The sequence below is a fragment of the Thermodesulforhabdus norvegica genome (assembly GCF_900114975.1).
In the GTDB taxonomy this organism is placed as follows: Bacteria; Desulfobacterota; Syntrophobacteria; order Syntrophobacterales; family Thermodesulforhabdaceae; genus Thermodesulforhabdus; species Thermodesulforhabdus norvegica.
Window position 1 is genome coordinate 448157 of sequence record NZ_FOUU01000001.1, and the last position, 19808, is coordinate 467964.

Annotated in this window: 15 protein-coding genes; 5 read left to right on the forward strand and 10 right to left on the reverse strand. The window is 49.6% G+C overall.

Annotation, left to right across the window (positions count from 1 at the left end; genetic code table 11):
- Nucleotides 1–8 precede the first annotated feature (8 nt).
- The 4 genes from BM091_RS02170 to BM091_RS02185 are packed head-to-tail and all read right to left on the reverse strand — an operon-like array spanning nucleotide 9 to nucleotide 5641.
- Complete coding sequence (locus BM091_RS02170; RefSeq protein ID WP_093393137.1) at nucleotides 9–1421, reverse strand: flavin monoamine oxidase family protein; 1413 nt, start codon at nucleotides 1419–1421, stop codon at nucleotides 9–11.
- A 19-nt stretch (nucleotides 1422–1440) separates the two neighbouring features.
- Complete coding sequence (locus tag BM091_RS02175) at nucleotides 1441–2892, reverse strand: RsmB/NOP family class I SAM-dependent RNA methyltransferase (protein WP_093393139.1); 1452 nt, start codon at nucleotides 2890–2892, stop codon at nucleotides 1441–1443.
- 50 nt (nucleotides 2893–2942) lie between these two features.
- Nucleotides 2943–4967, reverse strand: a complete 2025-nt coding sequence (shc, locus tag BM091_RS02180) for a squalene--hopene cyclase (protein ID WP_093393140.1) — start codon at nucleotides 4965–4967, stop codon at nucleotides 2943–2945.
- A 17-nt stretch (nucleotides 4968–4984) separates the two neighbouring features.
- The gene (locus BM091_RS02185) at nucleotides 4985–5641 is read right to left on the reverse strand and encodes a TetR/AcrR family transcriptional regulator (RefSeq protein WP_093393142.1); all 657 of its coding nucleotides are present in this window, start codon (nucleotides 5639–5641) and stop codon (nucleotides 4985–4987) included.
- 195 nt (nucleotides 5642–5836) lie between these two features.
- Between BM091_RS02185 and hcp the strand changes: the two genes are divergently transcribed.
- From hcp to BM091_RS02200, 3 genes are all read left to right on the forward strand, one after another.
- Nucleotides 5837–7462 (forward strand): hydroxylamine reductase, encoded by a 1626-nt coding sequence (gene hcp / locus BM091_RS02190; RefSeq protein WP_093393143.1) that lies wholly within the window; start codon nucleotides 5837–5839, stop codon nucleotides 7460–7462.
- A 156-nt stretch (nucleotides 7463–7618) separates the two neighbouring features.
- A complete protein-coding gene (locus tag BM091_RS02195; protein ID WP_093393145.1) occupies nucleotides 7619–8119 on the forward strand; it encodes a universal stress protein in 501 nt (166 codons plus the stop codon).
- Complete coding sequence (locus BM091_RS02200) at nucleotides 8119–8973, forward strand: flavodoxin family protein (RefSeq protein ID WP_093393146.1); 855 nt, start codon at nucleotides 8119–8121, stop codon at nucleotides 8971–8973. Before BM091_RS02195 ends, BM091_RS02200 begins: the two co-directional genes overlap by 1 nt.
- Here the strand turns inward: BM091_RS02200 and BM091_RS02205 are convergent.
- From BM091_RS02205 to BM091_RS02220, 4 genes are all read right to left on the reverse strand, one after another.
- The gene (locus tag BM091_RS02205; RefSeq protein WP_093393148.1) at nucleotides 8954–9670 is read right to left on the reverse strand and encodes a hypothetical protein; all 717 of its coding nucleotides are present in this window, start codon (nucleotides 9668–9670) and stop codon (nucleotides 8954–8956) included. The two genes, BM091_RS02200 and BM091_RS02205, sit on opposite strands and share 20 nt — an antisense overlap.
- A gap of 3 nt (nucleotides 9671–9673) precedes the next feature.
- Complete coding sequence (locus BM091_RS02210) at nucleotides 9674–10381, reverse strand: P-loop NTPase family protein (protein WP_093393149.1); 708 nt, start codon at nucleotides 10379–10381, stop codon at nucleotides 9674–9676.
- 68 nt (nucleotides 10382–10449) lie between these two features.
- Complete coding sequence (fusA, locus tag BM091_RS02215; protein WP_093393151.1) at nucleotides 10450–12534, reverse strand: elongation factor G; 2085 nt, start codon at nucleotides 12532–12534, stop codon at nucleotides 10450–10452.
- A 124-nt stretch (nucleotides 12535–12658) separates the two neighbouring features.
- On the reverse strand, nucleotides 12659–14050 hold the full coding sequence (locus tag BM091_RS02220; protein ID WP_093393152.1) for a penicillin-insensitive murein endopeptidase: 1392 nt from the start codon (nucleotides 14048–14050) through the stop codon (nucleotides 12659–12661).
- A gap of 175 nt (nucleotides 14051–14225) precedes the next feature.
- On the opposite strand from BM091_RS02220, the gene BM091_RS02225 reads away from it, so the two are divergent.
- Together BM091_RS02225 and BM091_RS02230 are read left to right on the forward strand one after the other, a co-directional pair.
- Nucleotides 14226–16124, forward strand: a complete 1899-nt coding sequence (locus BM091_RS02225; protein ID WP_093393154.1) for a penicillin-binding protein activator — start codon at nucleotides 14226–14228, stop codon at nucleotides 16122–16124.
- A gap of 460 nt (nucleotides 16125–16584) precedes the next feature.
- Nucleotides 16585–17724 (forward strand): carbohydrate porin, encoded by a 1140-nt coding sequence (locus tag BM091_RS02230; protein ID WP_218148769.1) that lies wholly within the window; start codon nucleotides 16585–16587, stop codon nucleotides 17722–17724.
- 36 nt (nucleotides 17725–17760) lie between these two features.
- Here BM091_RS02230 and BM091_RS02235 read toward each other — a convergent pair whose 3' ends face one another.
- Nucleotides 17761–19095 carry a sigma-54 interaction domain-containing protein gene (locus tag BM091_RS02235; protein ID WP_093393155.1) on the reverse strand — a complete coding sequence of 445 codons (1335 nt, stop codon included), beginning with the start codon at nucleotides 19093–19095 and terminating at the stop codon, nucleotides 17761–17763.
- 99 nt (nucleotides 19096–19194) lie between these two features.
- Nucleotides 19195–19797: a cobalt transporter CbiM gene (gene cbiM / locus BM091_RS02240; protein ID WP_093393157.1), complete on the reverse strand. Its 603-nt coding sequence runs from the start codon at nucleotides 19795–19797 to the stop codon at nucleotides 19195–19197.
- Nucleotides 19798–19808: the final 11 nt, after the last annotated feature.

The following is a 19808-nucleotide window of genomic DNA, read 5'->3' on the forward strand; positions in this document are numbered from 1 at the left end:
AATTCTTGCTAATCACGCCAGGGTATTCCTGAAAAGGAGACTTCACAGCCACAAAATCTTTTGTGAATCATCATCGCCGCCGACTCACCCGACTCAAGGGCACCGTGAACGGTTCCGTAGTCCCGGGTATGACAGGCTTCACCGGCAAAATAAACTCGATCCAGTAGTGGCCTGGCAAGCAGTACTCTGTCCTCCTTTGAACTCCTGTAATCGCAGTAGGAATAAGATCCCCGGCTGTACGGATCGGTAAGCCAGCGACTGATTACGGCCACATCGGGAACAAAATCAAAGGGCCCGAACATCTCCTTCAGAGATTCGCAGGCAGCCCGAACTATCTCATCATCGGAAAGCTCCCTGTCAGCTCTGGCCGCCCAAAAGCTACTCGCATATCCGCCGAGAACCGGAGCATCCCTTGCAGGGTCATGATCTATCCAGAAAGAAAACCTTCCCCTATGTTCTTCACGGTCGGGCAACCAGCCCATACGGTCGCCGTTTTTCATCCAGAAGCGCCTGGGAAAACGGAGCACTACCTTATTGAGCACACAATCGTCTGCGTAACCAATTCTTTCAATTGCCCTGACTTTCCAATTCGGCAGAGGCGGATCAAAGACTATACTTCCGGCCTTAAGAACCCCCAGTGGGACGGTCACTACCACGACATCGGCGTTCCACCTATCAGAAGCGGTTACCACAGAGACGCCATTATTCCCGTAACCTATGGTCTTAACAGTCTGATTATAGTGAACATCTATTCCGGTAAGTGCATCTCTTATGAAAACATCCATGCCTTCAAGAAGTACGGCACTTTTCTGATGATACTCCATGGGGTTCCACTCGGCCAGACTGATCCTGGCAAGCGTTCCCCCCTCAATGGCTTCAATAATTCCCTCGCACCAGTAGAGAAACCGTTGAAGGATCTCCGGTAGCGGCTTACGGCCTCGAAGGGTCACAAACCAATCAGCCAGTGGCACATCACCGTCAAGGCCTATGAAATGCCTGCACTGAATCCTTAACTTGGTTCCCAGGGCCAGAACACCCGACGGGAATAATTCCCGGGCGAGCTTCATAAAGAGTCCGTGAAAGGAACCGACGACACCACCGCGCTCGTAAAAGAGGGGATCCCGTTTAGGCCATACTACATAATGAAATCCTCTGGAATCGCACCACCTGGTCAGAGGATTATTTTTCACTCCGTGAATCCAGGTAGCCCCCAGATCACAGGGCAACCCAGCCTGACGATCCGTCCATATTCGCCCACCGGGTCTGTTACGGGCCTCCAGGACCGTTACCCTGAAGCCGCTGTCGTGAAGTATCCGGGCACAGACGGCCCCCGCCATTCCGGCTCCTACTACGATTACAGATGGTAAATCTGCCGAAGGACTTCGACGATGAATGGTCCATTTGTCACCTTTCTCACTCATAACCTCCCGTCTCCGAATGTTAGTTCAATTGTCCGTAAGCTTTAGCCCATCCAGCGGGAAATAGGCTTTCAAGATACCATATTTCGCTTCCCCGTGATTTTAACATGGCAAGCCCGCAAGGAACGCCCCTATGCCGCACCAGCACATAACCCCTGCCGTCACATAAAGAAATCTGCTCCTTCGTCAGGGTCACTTCCTCCCGGCGGAAATAAGCCCCAAGCTGTTCCCTAGAAAGATCTACCGCATTTTTTCTGATCATGGCACCAAAGTACATTGATGCCGCCGTCGTCAACTTCGGAACAGCACCCTGATCTTTCAAAAAAGGCATACCGATACCCAGAGGTACCGGAAAACCGGGTATGCCTAATTTTTCTGCCTTTATCACATGCACCCGTTTTTTATTCCCACGGTAAAATTGATAAGCATCAAAGGCCGTTGTATCAATCTCAAAGCGCTTCTCTAAAAAGCTCATCCAGGAGCACACTTCGTCCTTTTTCCACCTGACCAAAGCGGGATCCTTTTCCGATCCCCGGGGGTATTCCCGGTCTCCTGATTTTTCCAGAACGGCCACGAAAAAGCCGCCCGTATCGTTTTGATGAGGCCATATTCGCAGGCATTTCCTGACCTGACGATCAAAGCTTCGTCCTTCCCAGGAATCGATGCCTTCAGAGCAAACCAGCCCGGGCAAATCAGCGTCAATGACACTGATCAGCCCATCGAAGACCCGAAGGACATGATCCACCACTTCCTCGTTTTCCTCTGGAGCGTAAGTACAGGTCGAATAGACGATTCGCCCACCGGGTTTACAAAGCCTTACGGCCCTCTCCAGAAGCGCTTTCTGAAGCCGACTCATTCGAAGAGAAAAGTCCTTATCACACCACCCCGGTCCCGAAGGGTTTTTCCGGGTTGTTCCTTCTCCGGAGCAGGGAGCATCTACCAGAATCCTGTCAAAACCGGCATCCCCTATCATACCGGAGTAAGGATAACTGGCTCCATTATACTTGGTAAATACCGCCGTGACCACGCCAAGGCGTGCGCAGAGGTGCATGGCAGTACCCAGACGATGCGTATCCATGTCGTTGGCCACAATACGGCCGGAATTCTTCATGAGCATTGCAGCAAAAGAGGTCTTGTTTCCCGGAGCGGCGCACAAATCGAGGACGCTTTCACCGGGTTGGGGATCCAGCAGGATTACTGGCACCAGTGAAATAACATCCTGCACATGGCAGAGTCCCACCAGAAAAAACCACGAAGAAACCACGGCTCCCGGATCACTTACCCTGTAACCGAAACGACACCACCGGAGGGGTTCAAAATCTATTCCCGCTTCCTGCAGTAACCTTTCACAAACCCTTTGCTCCGTTTTAAGAAGGTTAACCCACACCCCCGATTTAAGTGGCTTTCTGGAAAAGTGCAGGAAAGCAGGCCAATCGTCCACGATATCTCGGTAGCGTTCCAGAAACTCCATCATTTCGCTGGCACGGCGCAAGGATCAGGAAATTTTTTCTAAAATCGAAAGACTCAGCCCATGCCGCAAAGAAACTTCCTCGCTCTGGCAAGGGCCATCATGGGAAAGTAATGGCGGTACATGTTGTAATTGATCATAAACCCACGGCACAGCTCAAGCCCCTGTTCCAGCGTATCGGCATCCCCGTTCAAACGGGTCCTGCCACCATGTCCGTACCCGGGGAAACCCGTACCCGTGTAATGGGGCTCATCCCAGGTACCATCATCCCGCTGATGTTCAATAAGATATAGAATGCCCCGGCGTATTGAATCCCTGTAAGCGTGATCTCCTATGGCCAAAAGACCCAGAAGCGCCCATGCAGTCTGCGAAGCGGTGCTTTCTCCTCTACCCCGGAGTTTCGCATCCATGTAAGAAGCGGGAGTTTCCCCCCAGCCGCCGTCCTCGTTTTGATGTACAACAAGCCATTCACCGGCTTTTCTTACGTAAGGTTGCCGCATATCTTCACCGATTGCTCTGAGAGCCTGAAGTACGGCAGAGGTTCCATAAATGTGATTTACGCCCCAGCGTCCAAACCAGCTTCCGTCGCTTTCCTGCTCGCTCTTTATGTATCGAAGAGCTTTTCGTACGGCCGGGTCACGACGGTTCCTGCCTACCGCGGCAAGTGCTTCTACGACGTGGGCCGTTACATCCACACTGGGAGGATCAAGCACTTCACCGAAGTCACAAAAAGGAATCCTCGTAACGAGCCTGTTGGTGTTGTCCTTGTCAAAGGCGGCCCACCCGCCGTTTGATGACTGAAGTGCCCTTACCCACCTCTCGGCCCTCTCCAGCGCCTTAATAATGGGCTCTGCAGGGCCGGGCCAATCCGGAAGAACCCGGGCGAGAACCATCATGGCAACGGCGGTATCGTCCAGATCGGGGTAAAAGGAGTTGGCCATTTCAAAAGCCCAGCCGCCGGGTTCAACGTTAGCTGCCTTTACTGCCCAATCGCCGTAACTCGTGACTTGTTGCTCCAGAAGCCAGTTAACGGCCTTCCTCAGGGTTTCTGAGCTACGGGCATCTGCACCGCAGTCAAGCATTGCAAGCAGGGATAAAACGGTATCCCAGACGGGAGAGTTACTGGCCTGAACATACAATGCCCCGTCTTTCCAGTACGACCAGTGAGGTGCATCAAGGGCCTGCAGCCCTCTGGACATTACGGGATGATCCAAAGAATAACCTTCATTATAAAGCGCCATAAGGCCGTAAACCCAGGGAGGCTGTATGCCTCCCCAGGCACCATCTGATTCCTGATGTCTTATAATCCATTCGAGGCACAACCTTATGGCCGTTTCCCTGCCGGGACGGAATGGGAAAGAGGTGTATTTGTTCAGAAATCTATCTCCCCAGTAAAACAGGCTGTCCCAGGAAAAGAATTGCTGAGGCCGCGTAAGCTTGGGCCTTATGGAAGATCGCCCCTGAGGGAATAATTCGTCAAGGCGTCGATCCGGCGGTAGAGGGCGCACAGGTCGCCTTGCAGACAACACGGCCAGAGGCACTATTGTGGCTCTGGCCCAGGAAGCAAATTCGTAGATGCTTATGGGAAACCATCCCGGAAGGAAAATTAATTCGGGAGGCAAAGTGGGTGTGGCCTCCCAGGGCCATTCGCCGATCAGGGCTAGCCAGTACTGAGTGAAGACCCTTACGGAGTTCAATCCGCCGTGAGAAAGAATCCAGCGGCGTGCCGCTTTAAGGACTTCGTGATCCGGCGAGAAGCCAACACTCCTTAATGCGGCATAGCATTCCACCGTGGTATTTATGTCACCCTGAGGGGCATTGTAATAGACCTGCCACGATCCATCGGGCCTCTGAGCCCTGAGGATAGCCTTCACCAGGCCCTCTTCCTTCACCGGGTCGCGAATACCCATAAAGTGGAAGGCCAGAAGCCACTCTGCTTCCATACAGGAGTTGGATTCCAGCCACCCCATCCAGTAGCCTTCCGGCTTTTGTTGTGCTTCCAGCCACCGGAGGGCTAAACTTATAGCCCGGTCCATGGCAGTTCCAAAATCTCCTTCCCTGAGACAAGCCACCGGCATCATAACCCCTCCTATCTCGTTTAATGAAGTTCCTCTTTTGAACCGCTCGTCTGCTTCTGATGTGTCAGGACGCCACATAGGAGGATTTTTGTTATCGTCTGCAAATATTCGCAATCTATTTCTCCAGCACTCCTACCGGAGCCTTCAAAAAGTTTAACGAGATTGGCACGGTACTGCCACCAGAAGAACGAAGCCGCTTCAATCAGAATGGTAAGCATGATGGGGTCTATGTCGTTCCGCAAGATCCCTTCTCTCTGTGCTTCGGCAATCTCCTGGGCGAGAAAATCCATCGTTTCTTTTTCACCGGGCCATAGATCCGTATCTCCTTCAAGGCAAGCCCAGCAGCTCAGGCGCATAATCGTCTGGTTATCGCGTACAAACCAGTAGAAGGTTTCTATGCCCTCACGAATAATGTTGGGTCTATGTGTGATGGCAGAAGTTCTCGCATGCCACTTATGCCAGAATCGCTCAATTGCCCTGCGTTTAACCTCCTGATAAAGGGCATGCTTGCTTCCGAAATGATGATGTATCAGGGACTGCGATACCCCTGAAGCTTCGGAAATATCCCTGACGGAAACCCCGGAAAATCCCTTTTCAGAAAAAAGCTTTTCTGCTACATCGAGAATGGCTTGCTTGGTGTTTTCGGCATCTCTGCTTTTTGCCTTCTCAACAAGCACCGGTTACTCCAGTTCCCTGAAAGTTTCAAAAAAGCCGTTAAGCTAACTGAACGTTCGATCAATAAATAGATAAAAAATTCTCCGGGAGCAAGAAAAATTTTTTGCAATCTTGATCTGAATCAATGGTTTTAACCTGCCCGGGTTTTACCTTTACGGCAACAAGGGTCAACAAAACTCGAAAAGAGGAGGTAAGCCATGTTTTGCTATCAGTGCGAACAGACCGCAAAAAACGAAGCCTGCACCAAAGTCGGGGTTTGCGGAAAACAACCCGATGTTGCGGCCCTTCAGGACCTGCTAACCTATGCACTTAAAGGTCTGGGGCAGGTTGCCAGTGAGGCCCGTCGTTTGGGCATATCGGACGACGAAGTGAATGTCTTTACCTGCAAGGCTCTTTTCTCCACATTGACAAATGTAAATTTCGACCCTCAGAGGTTTCCACCTCTTATTCGCAAAACGGTCGAACTCAGAGAAAGGCTCAAAAGAAAAGTGCTGGATGCAGGAGGTTCTGCCTTCCCTGAAGGGCCTGCAACGTTCCAGCCCGCAGAAGACCTGGAAGGAATGATAGCTCAGGGGGAAGCTCACGGATTTGCCCCGGAGGCTGGCGAAAACGCCGACATAAGATCCCTGAAGCACACCTTAATCTTCGGAATTCGCGGCATTGCCGCCTATGCCTACCATGCAGAGATACTCGGCAAAAAGGATGAAGCGGTTTACAGCTTTATCCATCAGGCTCTTGACTTTACGCTTAAGAAAACTCCGTCCCTCGAAGAAGCCGTGGAAATGGTTCTGAAATGCGGTCAGGTAAACCTGAAAGCAATGGAGCTTCTGGATGCCGCTCACACTGAGAATTATGGCCACCCCGTACCTACAAAAGTTCCGCTGGGACACAAAAAGGGTAAGGCCATTCTGGTTTCCGGTCACGATCTGAAGGATCTGGAAGAATTGCTAAAACAGACCGAAGGTAAAGGCATTTATGTGTACACGCACGGAGAAATGCTCCCTGCCCACGGATATCCCGAACTGAAAAAATACCAGCACTTTTACGGCCACTACGGCACAGCCTGGCAGAACCAGCAAAAAGAATTCGCCCAATTTCCCGGGTCAATACTGATGACCACCAACTGCATTCAAAAACCAAAGGAGTCCTACGAAAGTAACATCTTTACGGCAGGGGTAGTCGGATGGCCTGGAGTCGTTCACATCGACAACTATGATTTCTCACCGGTAATCGAAAGGGCCATGGAACTACCGGGATTTACCGAGGATAGCAACGGTCGTTCTGTTACGGTCGGCTTTGCCCGCAATGCCATTTTGAGCGTGGCCGATAAAATTGTAGAAGCCGTAAAAAACGGTAAAATTCGCCACTTCTTCCTTGTGGCCGGTTGTGATGGGGCCAAACCGGGAAGAAATTATTACACGAGATTTGTGGAGCTCCTTCCGGAAGATTGCGTAGTCCTGACACTGGCCTGTGGCAAGTTCAGATTCTTTGATAAAGATCTGGGAACAATAGACGGAATACCGAGGCTTATAGACGTGGGACAGTGCAACGACGCTTACTCTGCAATTCAGGTGGCCGTGGCACTTGCCAGGGCTTTTTCCTGCGACGTAAATGAGCTCCCCCTTTCAATGGTCCTTTCGTGGTATGAACAAAAAGCCGTTGCAATCCTTCTGACGCTTCTTTCTCTGGGCATAAAAAACATAAGGCTTGGGCCATCTCTTCCTGCTTTTCTCACACCGGCCGTCCTCTCTTATCTGGTCGAAAACTACAACATCAAACCGATATCAACCCCGGAAGATGATTTAAGAGAAATCCTCGGCTAATGTCTCAGGGCAGGGCGTTTCGAAAATAACGCCCTGCCCATCCATCCTTTTCCCACCTTAAACGCAAACATTTGATCATTCCCGTGCTTTGTGATTTTATTAGGAGGGTATTCATAAAAGTCTCCCGTGACGACAGAGGGGCAAAGGAGAAGGAATATGAATTCCATTTTGGTTGCCCTGGACGGTACCCCTGCATCCCTTAAGGTTGTAAAATACGTGGCAGAAATTATAGGCCATCTACCCAAGACGACGGTCTATCTTTTTCATGTAGTTCCAATGGTTTCGCCCAATCTTCTAACTTCTGAAGAAGTCAGACGAATAGAAAAGATTCACGAGGAAGTAGAACATCTCTCGGGGTTCTTCTGGAGCAAAGAATCCGAAGAAAAGATGTTTCAGATCTTTTCAGAAGCGGTGAACCTTCTTAAATCCCAGGGTATTCCCGAAGAAAACATAAAGACTTTTTTTGATGTTGCATCGGACACAATTGCAAATCTGATTTTGCGGCACGCCCGACGGCTAAACTGCCGCACAATAGCAGTGGGAAGAAGAGGCCTGGGCAGGGTAAAGGAGATCCTTATCGGGAGCACATCTTCGACGGTCGTTAGAAACGCTAAAGGTCATACCGTTTGGGTTGTCGATACGACGGAGGAAGAGTGATGCCGTCGCTGCTGGGAATTGTCTGTTCGCCCAGAACGCCCTCAAACGGCGAGCTTTTTATAAAGGCCGTCCATAAAGAACTGGGAAATGATTGGCAACTTTACATAATTCGACTCGTCGAATGGAACATAGGTCCCTGCCGTGCCTGTTACCGATGCCTTTTCGACGGGTGTCCTCAAAAAGACGACATGAGTCAGCTGATAAGACACATTGCATCTGCCGATGCCGTGATGATAACCGCTCCCACCTACTTTTTGGGGGCTTCGGCTACACTTAAGAAATTCGTAGATCGGGGGCTAATGTTCTATGCCCATCTGGATGAATTATGGGGGAAACCGATGCTTGCCGTCGTCACGGCGGGAATCCGACACATGGACGGCTATGCCCTTCTAATGGCAGAAAGTGCCGTTAAGATAATGGGCGGAAATCTGCTGGGATCTTTTGTTATATACGGGGCATTTCCCGGAGAAGGTGTAATTGGAGAGGAAAACAGAGCTAAGATAACGGAAGCGGCAAAGGCCATAGCCACCGGAAATCCCTTAGCTCAAAGCAACGGGCCTGAATGTCCCCTTTGCGGAGGCCGAAGTTTCCGCTTCCTGGATAAAAGCACAATTCAGTGCCTTCTCTGCAGCAACACGGGGAGCTTCCGGCTAAGTGACGGGGAAATGCTACCCGAAATAAATCCGTCAAAACACCAGCTCTTCCTGTCTCTGGAAGCGGCAAAGGAACATGCAGAATGGTTAAGGGGAATGAAAAAGAGGTTCCTGGAAGTTCGGGACAGCCTCAAACCCGTTGTCCGAGCCCTGGCAGGAAGGGGAACGACAATCACTCCGCCTAGTAAATCACGCTCTTGAGCTGATTACCGTAGCGTTCGTAAACCTGATTGGCCAGATCATCCAGTCTTCGTTCGATCAAAGGATGAGGAGGCAGTTCAGGCGGTTCCGGCAGGCTCCATTTTTCAAATTTAACCGGCTTAAAATAGAGTTTTTCGTCAACAGACATGAGCTCATCAGGGGAAAAGTTCTCTCCCAGAAACTTTTTCCTCTCTATGCCGCAAACGTCCATACTCTTAAGAAACTGCAAAATCGTTAGCAGGTCGTAGTTGGAATGAAACTTTTTGATGTTAAGATTAACGGCATCACACTCTTTTTTCAGATTCTCGTAAGCTTCTTTGTACTCTTTAACCCTTGCAAGGAGCCTTCTATAAGCTTCATGAAAAAGCTTTTTAAATTTCCCCTTATGAGTCAATGCCGTGACCCTGATAAACCGCACATCATTTTTGAACTCATCGGTAAGGCAACGAAACCAGAAGCTATCTTTGCCCAATCGTACGAGGTCGCTCCATTCTTTTCTGAATGCGTCATCTACAAGAAGATAGCCAATTCGGGTAAACCTTTTACCCGTCTTCAAGGCTTTTTTATAGGTCTTCTGGCCAAGTTCACCGAGTTCTTCGAGTTGCAGATCTATCAGCTTGCGCTCGTTGAGGTAATTTTCTATTACCTCTTCCTGCACCTGCCTTGTAAGACATGAAATGAGATCATCTTCCATCATGCCTTATCTCCCGGATCCCGGGGCAGATAGGAAGGACAGGACATCGGAATCGGAAAAAACACGAGGTGAAGTCAACCTTATGCCTTCCTTCACCAGCTTAAGGGAGAAACCGCCCTCAGGATTCGATTCCATAATTATCATTATTGCGCAATCACCTTCCAAAAGATCGCAGGGATAAGAAAGCCCGGCCTCCCCGTTTTCTCCCGGATATTTCTGCAATTGCACCGAGAGCCACGCCGGAATTTCGTATTTCTGCAGCAACTCCCGAAGACGGGGAACGAACCTCTTTTCGCAACGATCAAAATCCAAACCGTCTATAACGGCTACAGTGGGCCGAAAGCTGGTTTGCTCAACTATGCCCTTAAGGGCTTCTTCTAATTTGCCCAGAGAAAAGCTATTGTGCAGGTAGGATAGGACAAACCTGTATTGTTCCACGGCTCTGGTCAGCGTCTTCACCGTAGTAAAAGAAAGAGAAGGATTACTCGATCTTAGGAGTTCCTCATACCAGATCTTAACCTTCTCAGGCGGCTCGTCTATGCACACGTGGAGTACCCTCCCTCCATCGGATATTTCCGAAAGCGCAATCAGGGTCAGTAAAGCCGTTTTACCAACCCCGGCTCGAGCCGCCACAACACCTATTTCTCCAGGCCCGAGGTTACGCTTTAGTATTCCCTTCAATCCCCGCACCACCGGGAACTCCGAAATTTCCATAACAGGGCCCTCCGTAAAAATTCTTGCCTTTTTAATAACACACTTTCTCCATTCTATCCATCATTTAACTAAGCCGTTGCCCTGGCTCTGGCTTCCTTTTGCCGCCGTGATATTATCTCTTCTGCAATGTTAGCCGGAACAGGGCTGTAGCGTAGAAATTCCATGGTAAATTCACCTTTCCCCTGGGTCGCCGAGCGCAGGTGTGTGGCGTATCCAAACATTTCCGCCAGAGGTACCTCCGCTTCAATGACAGAATAGGTACCGTCATCCACGGCACTCACGATAGCCCCTCGCCGCTGAGTCAGCGTTCCCAGAACGGTACCCTGATATTCCGATGGAACCTCAACGGAAACCCTCATGATGGGCTCAAGTAGAATGGGCCTGGCTTTTTTGTAAGCTTCCCGAAAGGCTCCGATTGCAGCCTGTCTGAATGCAAGGTCCGACGAATCTACAGGATGATAGGCTCCGTCTTTCAGCACGACCCTCACGCCCACAACGGGATACCCGGCCAAAGCACCTTTCTTGAGACACGCTTTAAAGCCTTCGTCACAGGACGGAATGAACTCTTTTGGTATGGCCCCACCAACGATCTCGTTAACGAACTCGTACTCGCCCTCTTCCAGGGGTTCCATATAACCGACCACCCGGCCGTACTGCCCGGCTCCACCGGTTTGTTTTTTATGAGTATAATCGAATTCGGCTCTGTCGGTTATAGTTTCCCTGTAGGCTACCTGAGGTGGGCTGGTTTCAACTTCAGCTCCGTACTCCCGCTTCATCCTCTCAATATAAACCTCAAGGTGCAGCTCCCCCATGCCGCAGATCACCGTTTCTCCCGTTTCTTCGTCCACGTAAGCCCTGAAGGTAGGATCTTCTTTGGAAAACCTGTTCAAAGCTTTGCTCACCTTAACCTGAGAATCCCTATCCCTGGGATTTATGGCAAGGGATATCACGGGAGAAGGAACGTACATGGATGACATAACATACCTTACACTACCGTCGGTGAAGGTATCTCCAGACACACAATCAATACCGAAAAGAACCGCAATTTCACCGGGGCCGACTTCGTCGATTTCCTCCATCTCCTGGGCGTGCATCCGGCCCAGCCGACCAACTTTTACCCTCTGTCCCGTTCTCATGTTTACTATCGTATCACCTTTCCGCAGAGAACCCTGATAAATCCGACAAAAGGTCAGCTGGCCGAATCTACTTACCTCCAGTTTAAAGGCAAACATCACGAGGGCTGCAGAGGGGTTGCAATGAAGTTTTACTTCCGCTTCATCGTTATCAAGGTCATAGGCAGTTACCGGCATGTCCAGCGGACTCGGAAGGTAACGTATCACCCCGTCCAGAAGGGGCTGGATACCCCTGTTTTTATAAGCCGATCCCAGAAAAACCGGCGTCATCCTGTAAGATAGGACTCCTCTTCGTATAGCATCGTGAATCAGTTCAGGAGTTACCCTCTCTTCAAGAATCGCCTCGGTGAGTTCATCGGAAAACAAAGACGCTACATCCAGCAACTCTTCTCGTTTCTCCGTAGCCAGATCAACATATTCTGCCGGAATCTCGTGTTCCACAACCTCATCACCAAGATCACCTTCAAAAGAATAGGCCTTCATGGTGATAAGATCTATAACACCCCTGAATTCCTTCTCAAGTCCCCAGGGTATCTGAACGAGGACTGCATTAGGATCGAGCTTCTCCCGCATCTGGTTAACCACTTTGAAGGGATTGGCGCCAACTCGATCACACTTGTTTATGAAAGCTATTCTCGGAACTCCGTATCTCTTCATCTGGCGGTCTACGGTTATGGACTGAGACTGTACCCCTCCCACAGCACACAGGACAAGAATACCTCCGTCCAGAACCCTCAGCGCCCGTTCCACCTCTATCGTGAAATCAACATGACCCGGGGTATCGATGATGTTAATCTCATGACCTTTCCAGAAACAGTAAGTTGCAGCAGACTGTATGGTTATACCCCTTTCCCTCTCCAGATCCATAAAATCCATTGTAGGGCCACGACCGTCTTTTACGTCATGTACCGCATGAATTCGTCTCGTGTAGTAAAGGATGCGCTCTGTCAGAGTGGTTTTACCCGAGTCTATATGGGCGCTTATTCCTATGTTTCTGATTTTGCTTATGTCCGCAGTCATACTTAAAAAAACACCTCCCTTAAAACCCTTTAAATCCAATAAAAAAAGGCACTCTCGTGCCTTACCACTTTTTAAAAGGCGCTGATTTATAGCAAAACCCGAAAGGCGAGGAAAGTATAAAATACTATCTGGGAATAACTATTTTCATTCCGGGTTTGATGACCGATTTCGCTCCTATACCGTTAGCCTGCACGAGGTCTTCAATAGATACGGTGTACATGCGGGCTATATTCCAGAGAGTATCACCGGGTCTAACGATATGAACCTTTGAACTTCTCTTTCGGCTCCTCTTTGTGTTTTCCGGAATGACAAGGGTCTGCCCTGGCTTTATTAAGGCCTTACCGGGGGCGATTTTATTGACCATGCACAGTGCCGAAACACTCACGCCGAATCTTCTTGCAATACCGTAAAGTGTGTCTCCCTTTTTCACTACATACTTGGCGGCTGTTCGAGACGATCCGGGCGACTTACGGGTGGGAGTTGGGCTTTCCTCAGGGAGGCTCACAACCACCCGATCCTGCAACATGGCAAGCTTCGTAAAGATTCTGGAACGAAGATCCCTTGCATCAAGACTCAAAGCCAGTCGAACGGCATCCATTTCAAAATGCCGTTTATAAAAGACAATGCTCATTCCCGGATGCAAAACATCCAGATCACCGAGGTTGTTCCATCTTTTCAGATCATCCACAGACACACCAAGCTGGTGACTCAAGGTTTTTACATCCGCACCATGTTGAACGTAAAATAGAACTCTTTGAGGAAGAAAACTCTGCTGGGCAACCGCAATGATTCTTCTTTCCTGATCGGGAATCTCACGAAATTTACCCGCCAATTCAGACCAAGGAGCAAAAAAACGAACGTGGATATGATCTCTATGTCCGGGTTCATGAGAAATTACTGCGGGACCTTTATATTTTCCACAATTTCCGAAAAGTCGATCAAGATAAGCATCACCGTATCCTCTTGTTTTTGCGTACTTGAAAAGCAGCTGCTGTATAGAGCGATCCACAAAAATGTTTTCCACCATACCAGTGGCCAGGAGTTCTTCTAACAGAGTCCAGGTCTTTTCAACATCCAGATTATGTCTTCCCATTGGGATAAAGGATGATAGACATCTATTCCCGCGGGCGTACATTCCAAGATCCACATCACGGCCGCTCTGATGTGACCTGTGCTTGGGATACCACGGGCCACCTCCGGGTTTACTGAAATCACCGATATAAAGATCACAGCTACCGGGGTATTTCGCCTGAACCCCCTTTATGGCATCCAGAAGGGCTCCGATTACTTCAGGCGTAGTGTATGTGTGTTCCGGGCTTCTCAAAATATATCCGGAAAATTGACGGGGAAAAGGTATCCCGTTTTTGAGTCTCCCGGCCCAAGGGTAACCTATAGACCGAGTAATCTTATAAGAAGAAAGAACGGACTTGGCCTCGGCTTCGGCAGCTATCAAAAAGGCATAAAAGGATAACAATAAGAAAATATTCACAAAAAACAAAAATTTCTTCCTCTTCATAGCGTTTTCCCCTGTTTTTCACAAAAAAAGCAATGCAAATCCAGGATCTCGTATTGTGCAGGCCAACCCTTCACTAGCCGAAATTTTCTCTGTCTGTCAACGGCTTTATCTGCTAAATAGGCCACTGAAGTAGAATGTTACTACTTTGCTTTCATCTGAAGTGGTGGAGTTGGCAATGAGCGTGCCCTTTCGCTTCTTTGGAGTTGTGATTTTTGCATTGTTAACAGCCTGTGCATCTACCATGCAAACGGTACCACCCGAAAAAATCCCGGGTGAAATTTTACACAGATCGCCGCCCAAAAAAGCACTGGCCCTCTGGGAAAGAGCCTCCTCACTGGAGGCACGGCATCAATTCCTGGAAGCCCTAAACACTTACCGGGAAATCGCCGCCCTGTATCCCGACAATGCCATAGCACCCCGGGCCCTGCACCGGGCCGGGCGCATACTCGCCGATCGAGAGCAATGGAACGATGCTCTGGCCTTTTATACCTATGCTGCCAATAGCTATCCTCAGTGGAACGGGCTTCCAGAACTCTATCTTGACATGACAAAGGCCTATCTGATGACAGGAAAGGGTGACGAAGCCCTGAAGGCCTCATTGAAGGCGTCCAACAAAGCAGAAAAAAACCTTTACGCAGGCCTTGCCTATGTTCTGAAGGGACAAGATGGCAAAGCCATCTTTTCAATGGACCAGTACATCAGCGATCCTCAGGTAACTTCAAATCCGGAGGCACTGCTCAAGGCATCAGAACTTGCGGCACGGATACTGACCCCGGAGATGACAAATAATTATCTCAAAAAGCCCTTACCCGAAAGCTTGAGAATATTCCTGCACTGTGTTTTGGCACTTCAGGAGATATCGCTCGGAAGAACAGAGCAAGGCAGAAAAAGGCTCCAGTACCTTCGGGAAACCACTTCGGCTCAGAATCCCATGTCACCGTTAATAGAAAAAATAGCGAGAAAGGTTGCGGCCGAAGAAGTTTCCCCGGAACTGGGGCAGGCCAATCCGGGAAAACTCGGACTAATGGTTCCGTTACACGGAGAATTTGCGATTTACGGGCGAAGCATTTTGCAGGGAGCATCCGTCGCCCTGGAAAGGTGGAACAGAGATCATCCGTACGATCCCGTTGAGCTGGTCGTCTACGACACTTCTACTTACGAAAACGCCTCCGAAAAACCGGTATTTAAACTTCTCAAGGAAGATAAGGTTATTGCTCTGATAGGGCCACTCGGTACGAAGGCAGTGAACAGGCTAATAGAGGAAGGATATGCCGGATCGGTCCTCGTTGTCGCCCTGATACCCGACGAACCCCGCACGGAAACCACACCATTTTACATCAGAATGCTGCCCGGCCTTACAGAGTCCCTCGACTTACTGGTAAAATACGCCGTGGAAAACCTGGGAGTTCGATCCTTCGGCGTTCTTTATCCCTCCGACAATTTCGGCGAAAAGGCTCTTAAGGCCTTTAACACCGCCGTAGATTCTCACGGTGGGGAAATTGCTTCAGCGGTCTCCTATCCGCCCCAATCCGTTGACCTCGAAGCCTACATCAGAAATCTCGAAAAACAAACGACACAGGTCGATAAATTTAATACCGGTTTTGAAGCCCTCTTTCTGCCGGATACGATAAGAGCCGTATCCACCATAGTTCCCCAGCTTTTTTACTACGGCATAACGGGGATTCCCCTCCTTGGAAGTCATTTGTGGGATCATCCCGAGTTACCCAATCTTGCAAACGGGTATCTTGAAGGAGCATATTACGTGACGGCTTTTTCCACCTTCACAAAAGATCCGTCTCTTCAGGAGTTTATTTCCGACTTTCGCAACCTTTTTGGAACCGAACCCGAATTGCTCCACGCCATTGGATACGATGCCTTATCGCTTGTCCTAGACATAAGAAGCTCGCTTTCTCAAGACGAACGCACCCGTACGGGAATGATAAGCCGGGCCCGGGGTTTCAGACCCGCCCATAGCATTACGGGAATTATTGAAATAGAGGACAACGGACATTTGCAAAGAGAATACAAAATAATGACCATTACAAACAACACCCCTGTTCAGGTCCTGCCGTGATCCATGGTCTTGTAATTCCAGAGGGCCTGGAGGGTTTGACGCCACATTTGTCGTGAAAACAGCTCCTCTCATAAGGTCTCCCAAATCAGGTTTTTTTCGCCCTGGACATCATTCCAGAGGTTAGTTACGAAATTTACAAGACCGGCGGGCAAGAAGTCCGCGGGATTCTTTCTTGATTAACCACCCACCATGAAGGTGACGGCCAAGCTTTAAGGTCCTGAGGATCATCTATGCCATGAAGGCATTTGCTCACGAGAGCAGTGTGCTTATAGCGCGATTTTTCATGCGCGGATCAACTCATCAGTAAAGGAATGTGCAGTTTATCAAAACGCGCTTGATGTCATTAACAGAGACTGCAGTGGTGTCATGAGTTTAGTTTATACTAATTCACTACTTTGCTATGGCTTACCGGTGCCTATTTACTGGTTTCGGTTGACCTAAAAAAGCAGGAGGTATAAAGATGAAGCCAATAAGTCTGGTGCTCCTTTCTATTCTAATGATTCTAGGAGTCAGCGCATGGGCCGACGATTCGGCACAGAGCAGCGAAATTGACCAACTCGAGCTGCTCGGTGGCAGAGTGATCATCGGCGGTACAATGGCAGGGGCGTATCAGTACGAAAGCACAAGTGACTCGGAAGAAGATGATAGCTTTGGCAGAGGTGCCTTAACAATTCAGCCGGAGATCACGATAAGGCCTACGAAATCGGACGAAATATTCTTCAAATTAGGATTCGCCGCCGGAAATGGTCTGAATATAGATAAGCATCGATTTGCTCTGGCTCCCTGGGCGGCAGACCTGGAAGACGATGTTAAAGACATCAACGGAAGGAATCGAGATTACTTGCTCACGGCATGGTACAAGCACTCATTCAACATAGGAGAGAATGTAATTAGCCTGACCGGCGGCATTATAGACTCTACGGACTACCTTGATGAAAACGCCTTTGCCAATGACGAATTTACTCAGTTCATGAATGAAGCTCTTGTCAATGCCCCCGTGGCCTTTTTGCCTTCCTATGACGTAGGGGGCGCGCTGGAAGTGGAGATGGGCCGTTTTACCGTCAAGGCAGTGTTCATGCAGGTCGGGGAAAACGACGAAGGGAAAGGATATCAGTCCTACGGCCTTCAGGCCGGTTACTCCATAGAAACCCCCTGGGGGGAGGGAAATTACAGGATAATTCTTGACGCAACCAGTGATGATTTCAGTGATCCTTATGGGCGGAATGAGGAATCACTGAAAGGTTTGGTTATCTCCTGCGATCAGGAACTGGGCGAGGTTTTAGGTGCCTGGATCCGATTCGGATGGTCTGATGACGAAGCAAGTGTCACTTATGCAGACTTTTACTCTGGCGGAATCAATATAAGCGGGAAGATATGGGGACGAGAACAAGATAACATCGGGATCGGCTATGCCTATCTTAACGGCGGGAATCAGGAATTAGACAAAACCCACCTTTTCGAAGGTTACATACGCTTTGGCCTGAACGATATCTTCGCCCTGACCTTTGACCTTCAGTACATCGACGATGAGTATAAAGAGGAAGCAGGGGAAGATGTTGACGGTTGGATAGCAGGATTTCGGTTGACCGCCGAGTTTTGATACATCGGGGCGACCGTTCACGGTCGCCCTCCTTACCTATTCGGCCTTCCCAGGTCTGAATATACCGAGTTTTTTCATTTTTCTGTAAAGAGTGGCCTTATGAATTCCCAGGCGCCGGGCCGTCTCGGTGCAATTGTAACCCGTATTTCTCAAGGTCTGCTCTATCAGTCGGGCTTCAACGGTTTCTCGAATACCTTTTATGTTACCGGAGTGATGTTTCAGGCCTGGAGAAAAGTCAGAAACGATATGACTCACCTCTATCGTCTTTCCCGAGCACAAGATAAAAGCCCTTTCTATAACGTTTTCCAGCTCACGGACATTGCCGGGCCAATCATGGGCCATAAGCAGTGAAAGGGCTTCGGGAGAAATCCCCTCAATGGATTTCTTATGAAGCACATTAAAGCGCCTGATGAACTGGTCCACGAGAAGCGGTATGTCCTCCTTTCTTTCTCTAAGAGGCGGAAGCTCTATGCTCATCACATTTATTCTGTAATAGAGATCTTCTCTGAATGTACCTTTCTTCACCAGCGCCTTTAAATCCCGATTCGTGGCGGCGATTATACGAACATCGGCTACCTCGGATTTGGTGGCACCCAGCGGCTCATAGGTACGTTCCTGAAGCACTCTTAAAAGCCTGACCTGAAGGGCAGGGGTAACCTCGCCGATTTCGTCCAGAAACAATGTACCTCCTCTGGCAACAGCAAACTTGCCGGGCTTGTCCTTCAAGGCACCTGTAAATGCTCCGGCTTTGTAGCCGAAGAGTTCAGATTCAAGCAGGGTATCGGGCAGGGCGCCACAGTTTACGGCCACAAAAGGTCCGTCACGTCTGGAGCTCAGGTTGTGAATAGCCCGCGCTACAAGTTCCTTTCCCGTACCGGTTTCACCCAGGATAAGTACTGTGCTGGGGCTTTCTGCAATAGCCGGCAGGATTTCAAAAATTCTCTGCATGAGCGGGCTACAGCTTACGAGATCGCCGACCCTGTATTTCCCCTCGAGCTCCTTCCTCAACGCCTCAAGCTCACTCAGATCCCTGAAGGTTTCGGCACCACCGTAAACCTTTCCATCTCTATCGCGTAGCACCGCCGTGGATACGCTGATTGGAACCCTCTGACCCCTGGCGTCAATTATATAGCAGGATCTACCAATTACGGGTTTTCCCGTGGCAAGAGTTTCCCGGAGAGCGCAGGTTTCCTCGCACATACTGGACCGGAATACTTCCCAGCATTTACGGCCTATGGCTTCGCTTCTCGGAATCCCGGTAATAACCTCGGCAGCCCGGTTGAAGTAAGTAACATTCCACTCCAGGTCTATCGTGAATACTCCGTCGGAAATGCTTTCCAGAATAGAAGTTTCAGAATTAACGAACTTCATTACCGAAAATTTTTCGCTCTTAAATTAAATACACACTCCTAGCCCTCGCTACATAAAGAACATATTCACTTAAAAAGGGCGAGGCAACAGATCAACCTTCTATAATGTGCCCTTTAACAGCTCAGGTTTAACACGATAAAGAAACGATACGGCAAAAGCCGAAACACCCCCCTCCACAGCGGCAACGGGGATGTGGGCCAGAAAAGCCACCTTGGCCACACCCCAGAAAACTTCTCCCGAAAGCGCCAGTAAGACGGCCAGAATCAAAGCGGCCGTCAGAACCCCAATGGCTCCTGCTATTCCAGCAACCACAGCGGTTTTCCCAATATGTCTTCCCGCGAAAGCCCGGAAAATATAGCCCGAAAGCACGGCCGGTATCCCCATCATCAAAGCGTTGGCACCCAGAGCGGTTACACCTCCAAATTGAAACAGAAAACATTGAAGCACCAATCCCAGGGCTATCGCCAGAAAGCTCAAAGGCCCCAAGACAATCCCCACAAGTCCGGGCAGTAGCAGGTGAACACTTGTGGGTCCAAGAGGAATGTGGATAAGGGAGGCTACAAAAAAAGCAGCCGTCATCACGGCAATCCTGGGATAATCCTCATAGTGGAGCCTTCGAACGCTCAAGACCACCATCCCGGCGCTAACTACGGCAGTGCTAACGGTAACAGCCGGCGGAAGGACGCCGTCGGAAATATGCATGTCAAGCCTCC

What these genes read in the sequence shown, in the direction of transcription:
- BM091_RS02170 (WP_093393137.1), bottom strand. Translation starts at nt 1,421, where the DNA reads ATGAGTGAGAAAGGTGACAAATGGACCATTCATCGTCGAAGTCCTTCG.
- BM091_RS02175 (WP_093393139.1), bottom strand. Translation starts at nt 2,892, where the DNA reads ATGATGGAGTTTCTGGAACGCTACCGAGATATCGTGGACGATTGGCCT.
- shc (WP_093393140.1), bottom strand. Translation starts at nt 4,967, where the DNA reads ATGATGCCGGTGGCTTGTCTCAGGGAAGGAGATTTTGGAACTGCCATG.
- hcp (WP_093393143.1), top strand. Translation starts at nt 5,837, where the DNA reads ATGTTTTGCTATCAGTGCGAACAGACCGCAAAAAACGAAGCCTGCACC.
- BM091_RS02195 (WP_093393145.1), top strand. Translation starts at nt 7,619, where the DNA reads ATGAATTCCATTTTGGTTGCCCTGGACGGTACCCCTGCATCCCTTAAG.
- BM091_RS02200 (WP_093393146.1), top strand. Translation starts at nt 8,119, where the DNA reads ATGCCGTCGCTGCTGGGAATTGTCTGTTCGCCCAGAACGCCCTCAAAC.
- BM091_RS02205 (WP_093393148.1), bottom strand. Translation starts at nt 9,670, where the DNA reads ATGATGGAAGATGATCTCATTTCATGTCTTACAAGGCAGGTGCAGGAA.
- BM091_RS02210 (WP_093393149.1), bottom strand. Translation starts at nt 10,381, where the DNA reads ATGGAAATTTCGGAGTTCCCGGTGGTGCGGGGATTGAAGGGAATACTA.
- fusA (WP_093393151.1), bottom strand. Translation starts at nt 12,534, where the DNA reads ATGACTGCGGACATAAGCAAAATCAGAAACATAGGAATAAGCGCCCAT.
- BM091_RS02220 (WP_093393152.1), bottom strand. Translation starts at nt 14,050, where the DNA reads ATGAAGAGGAAGAAATTTTTGTTTTTTGTGAATATTTTCTTATTGTTA.
- BM091_RS02225 (WP_093393154.1), top strand. Translation starts at nt 14,226, where the DNA reads ATGAGCGTGCCCTTTCGCTTCTTTGGAGTTGTGATTTTTGCATTGTTA.
- BM091_RS02230 (WP_218148769.1), top strand. Translation starts at nt 16,585, where the DNA reads ATGAAGCCAATAAGTCTGGTGCTCCTTTCTATTCTAATGATTCTAGGA.
- BM091_RS02235 (WP_093393155.1), bottom strand. Translation starts at nt 19,095, where the DNA reads ATGAAGTTCGTTAATTCTGAAACTTCTATTCTGGAAAGCATTTCCGAC.
- cbiM (WP_093393157.1), bottom strand. Translation starts at nt 19,797, where the DNA reads ATGCATATTTCCGACGGCGTCCTTCCGCCGGCTGTTACCGTTAGCACT.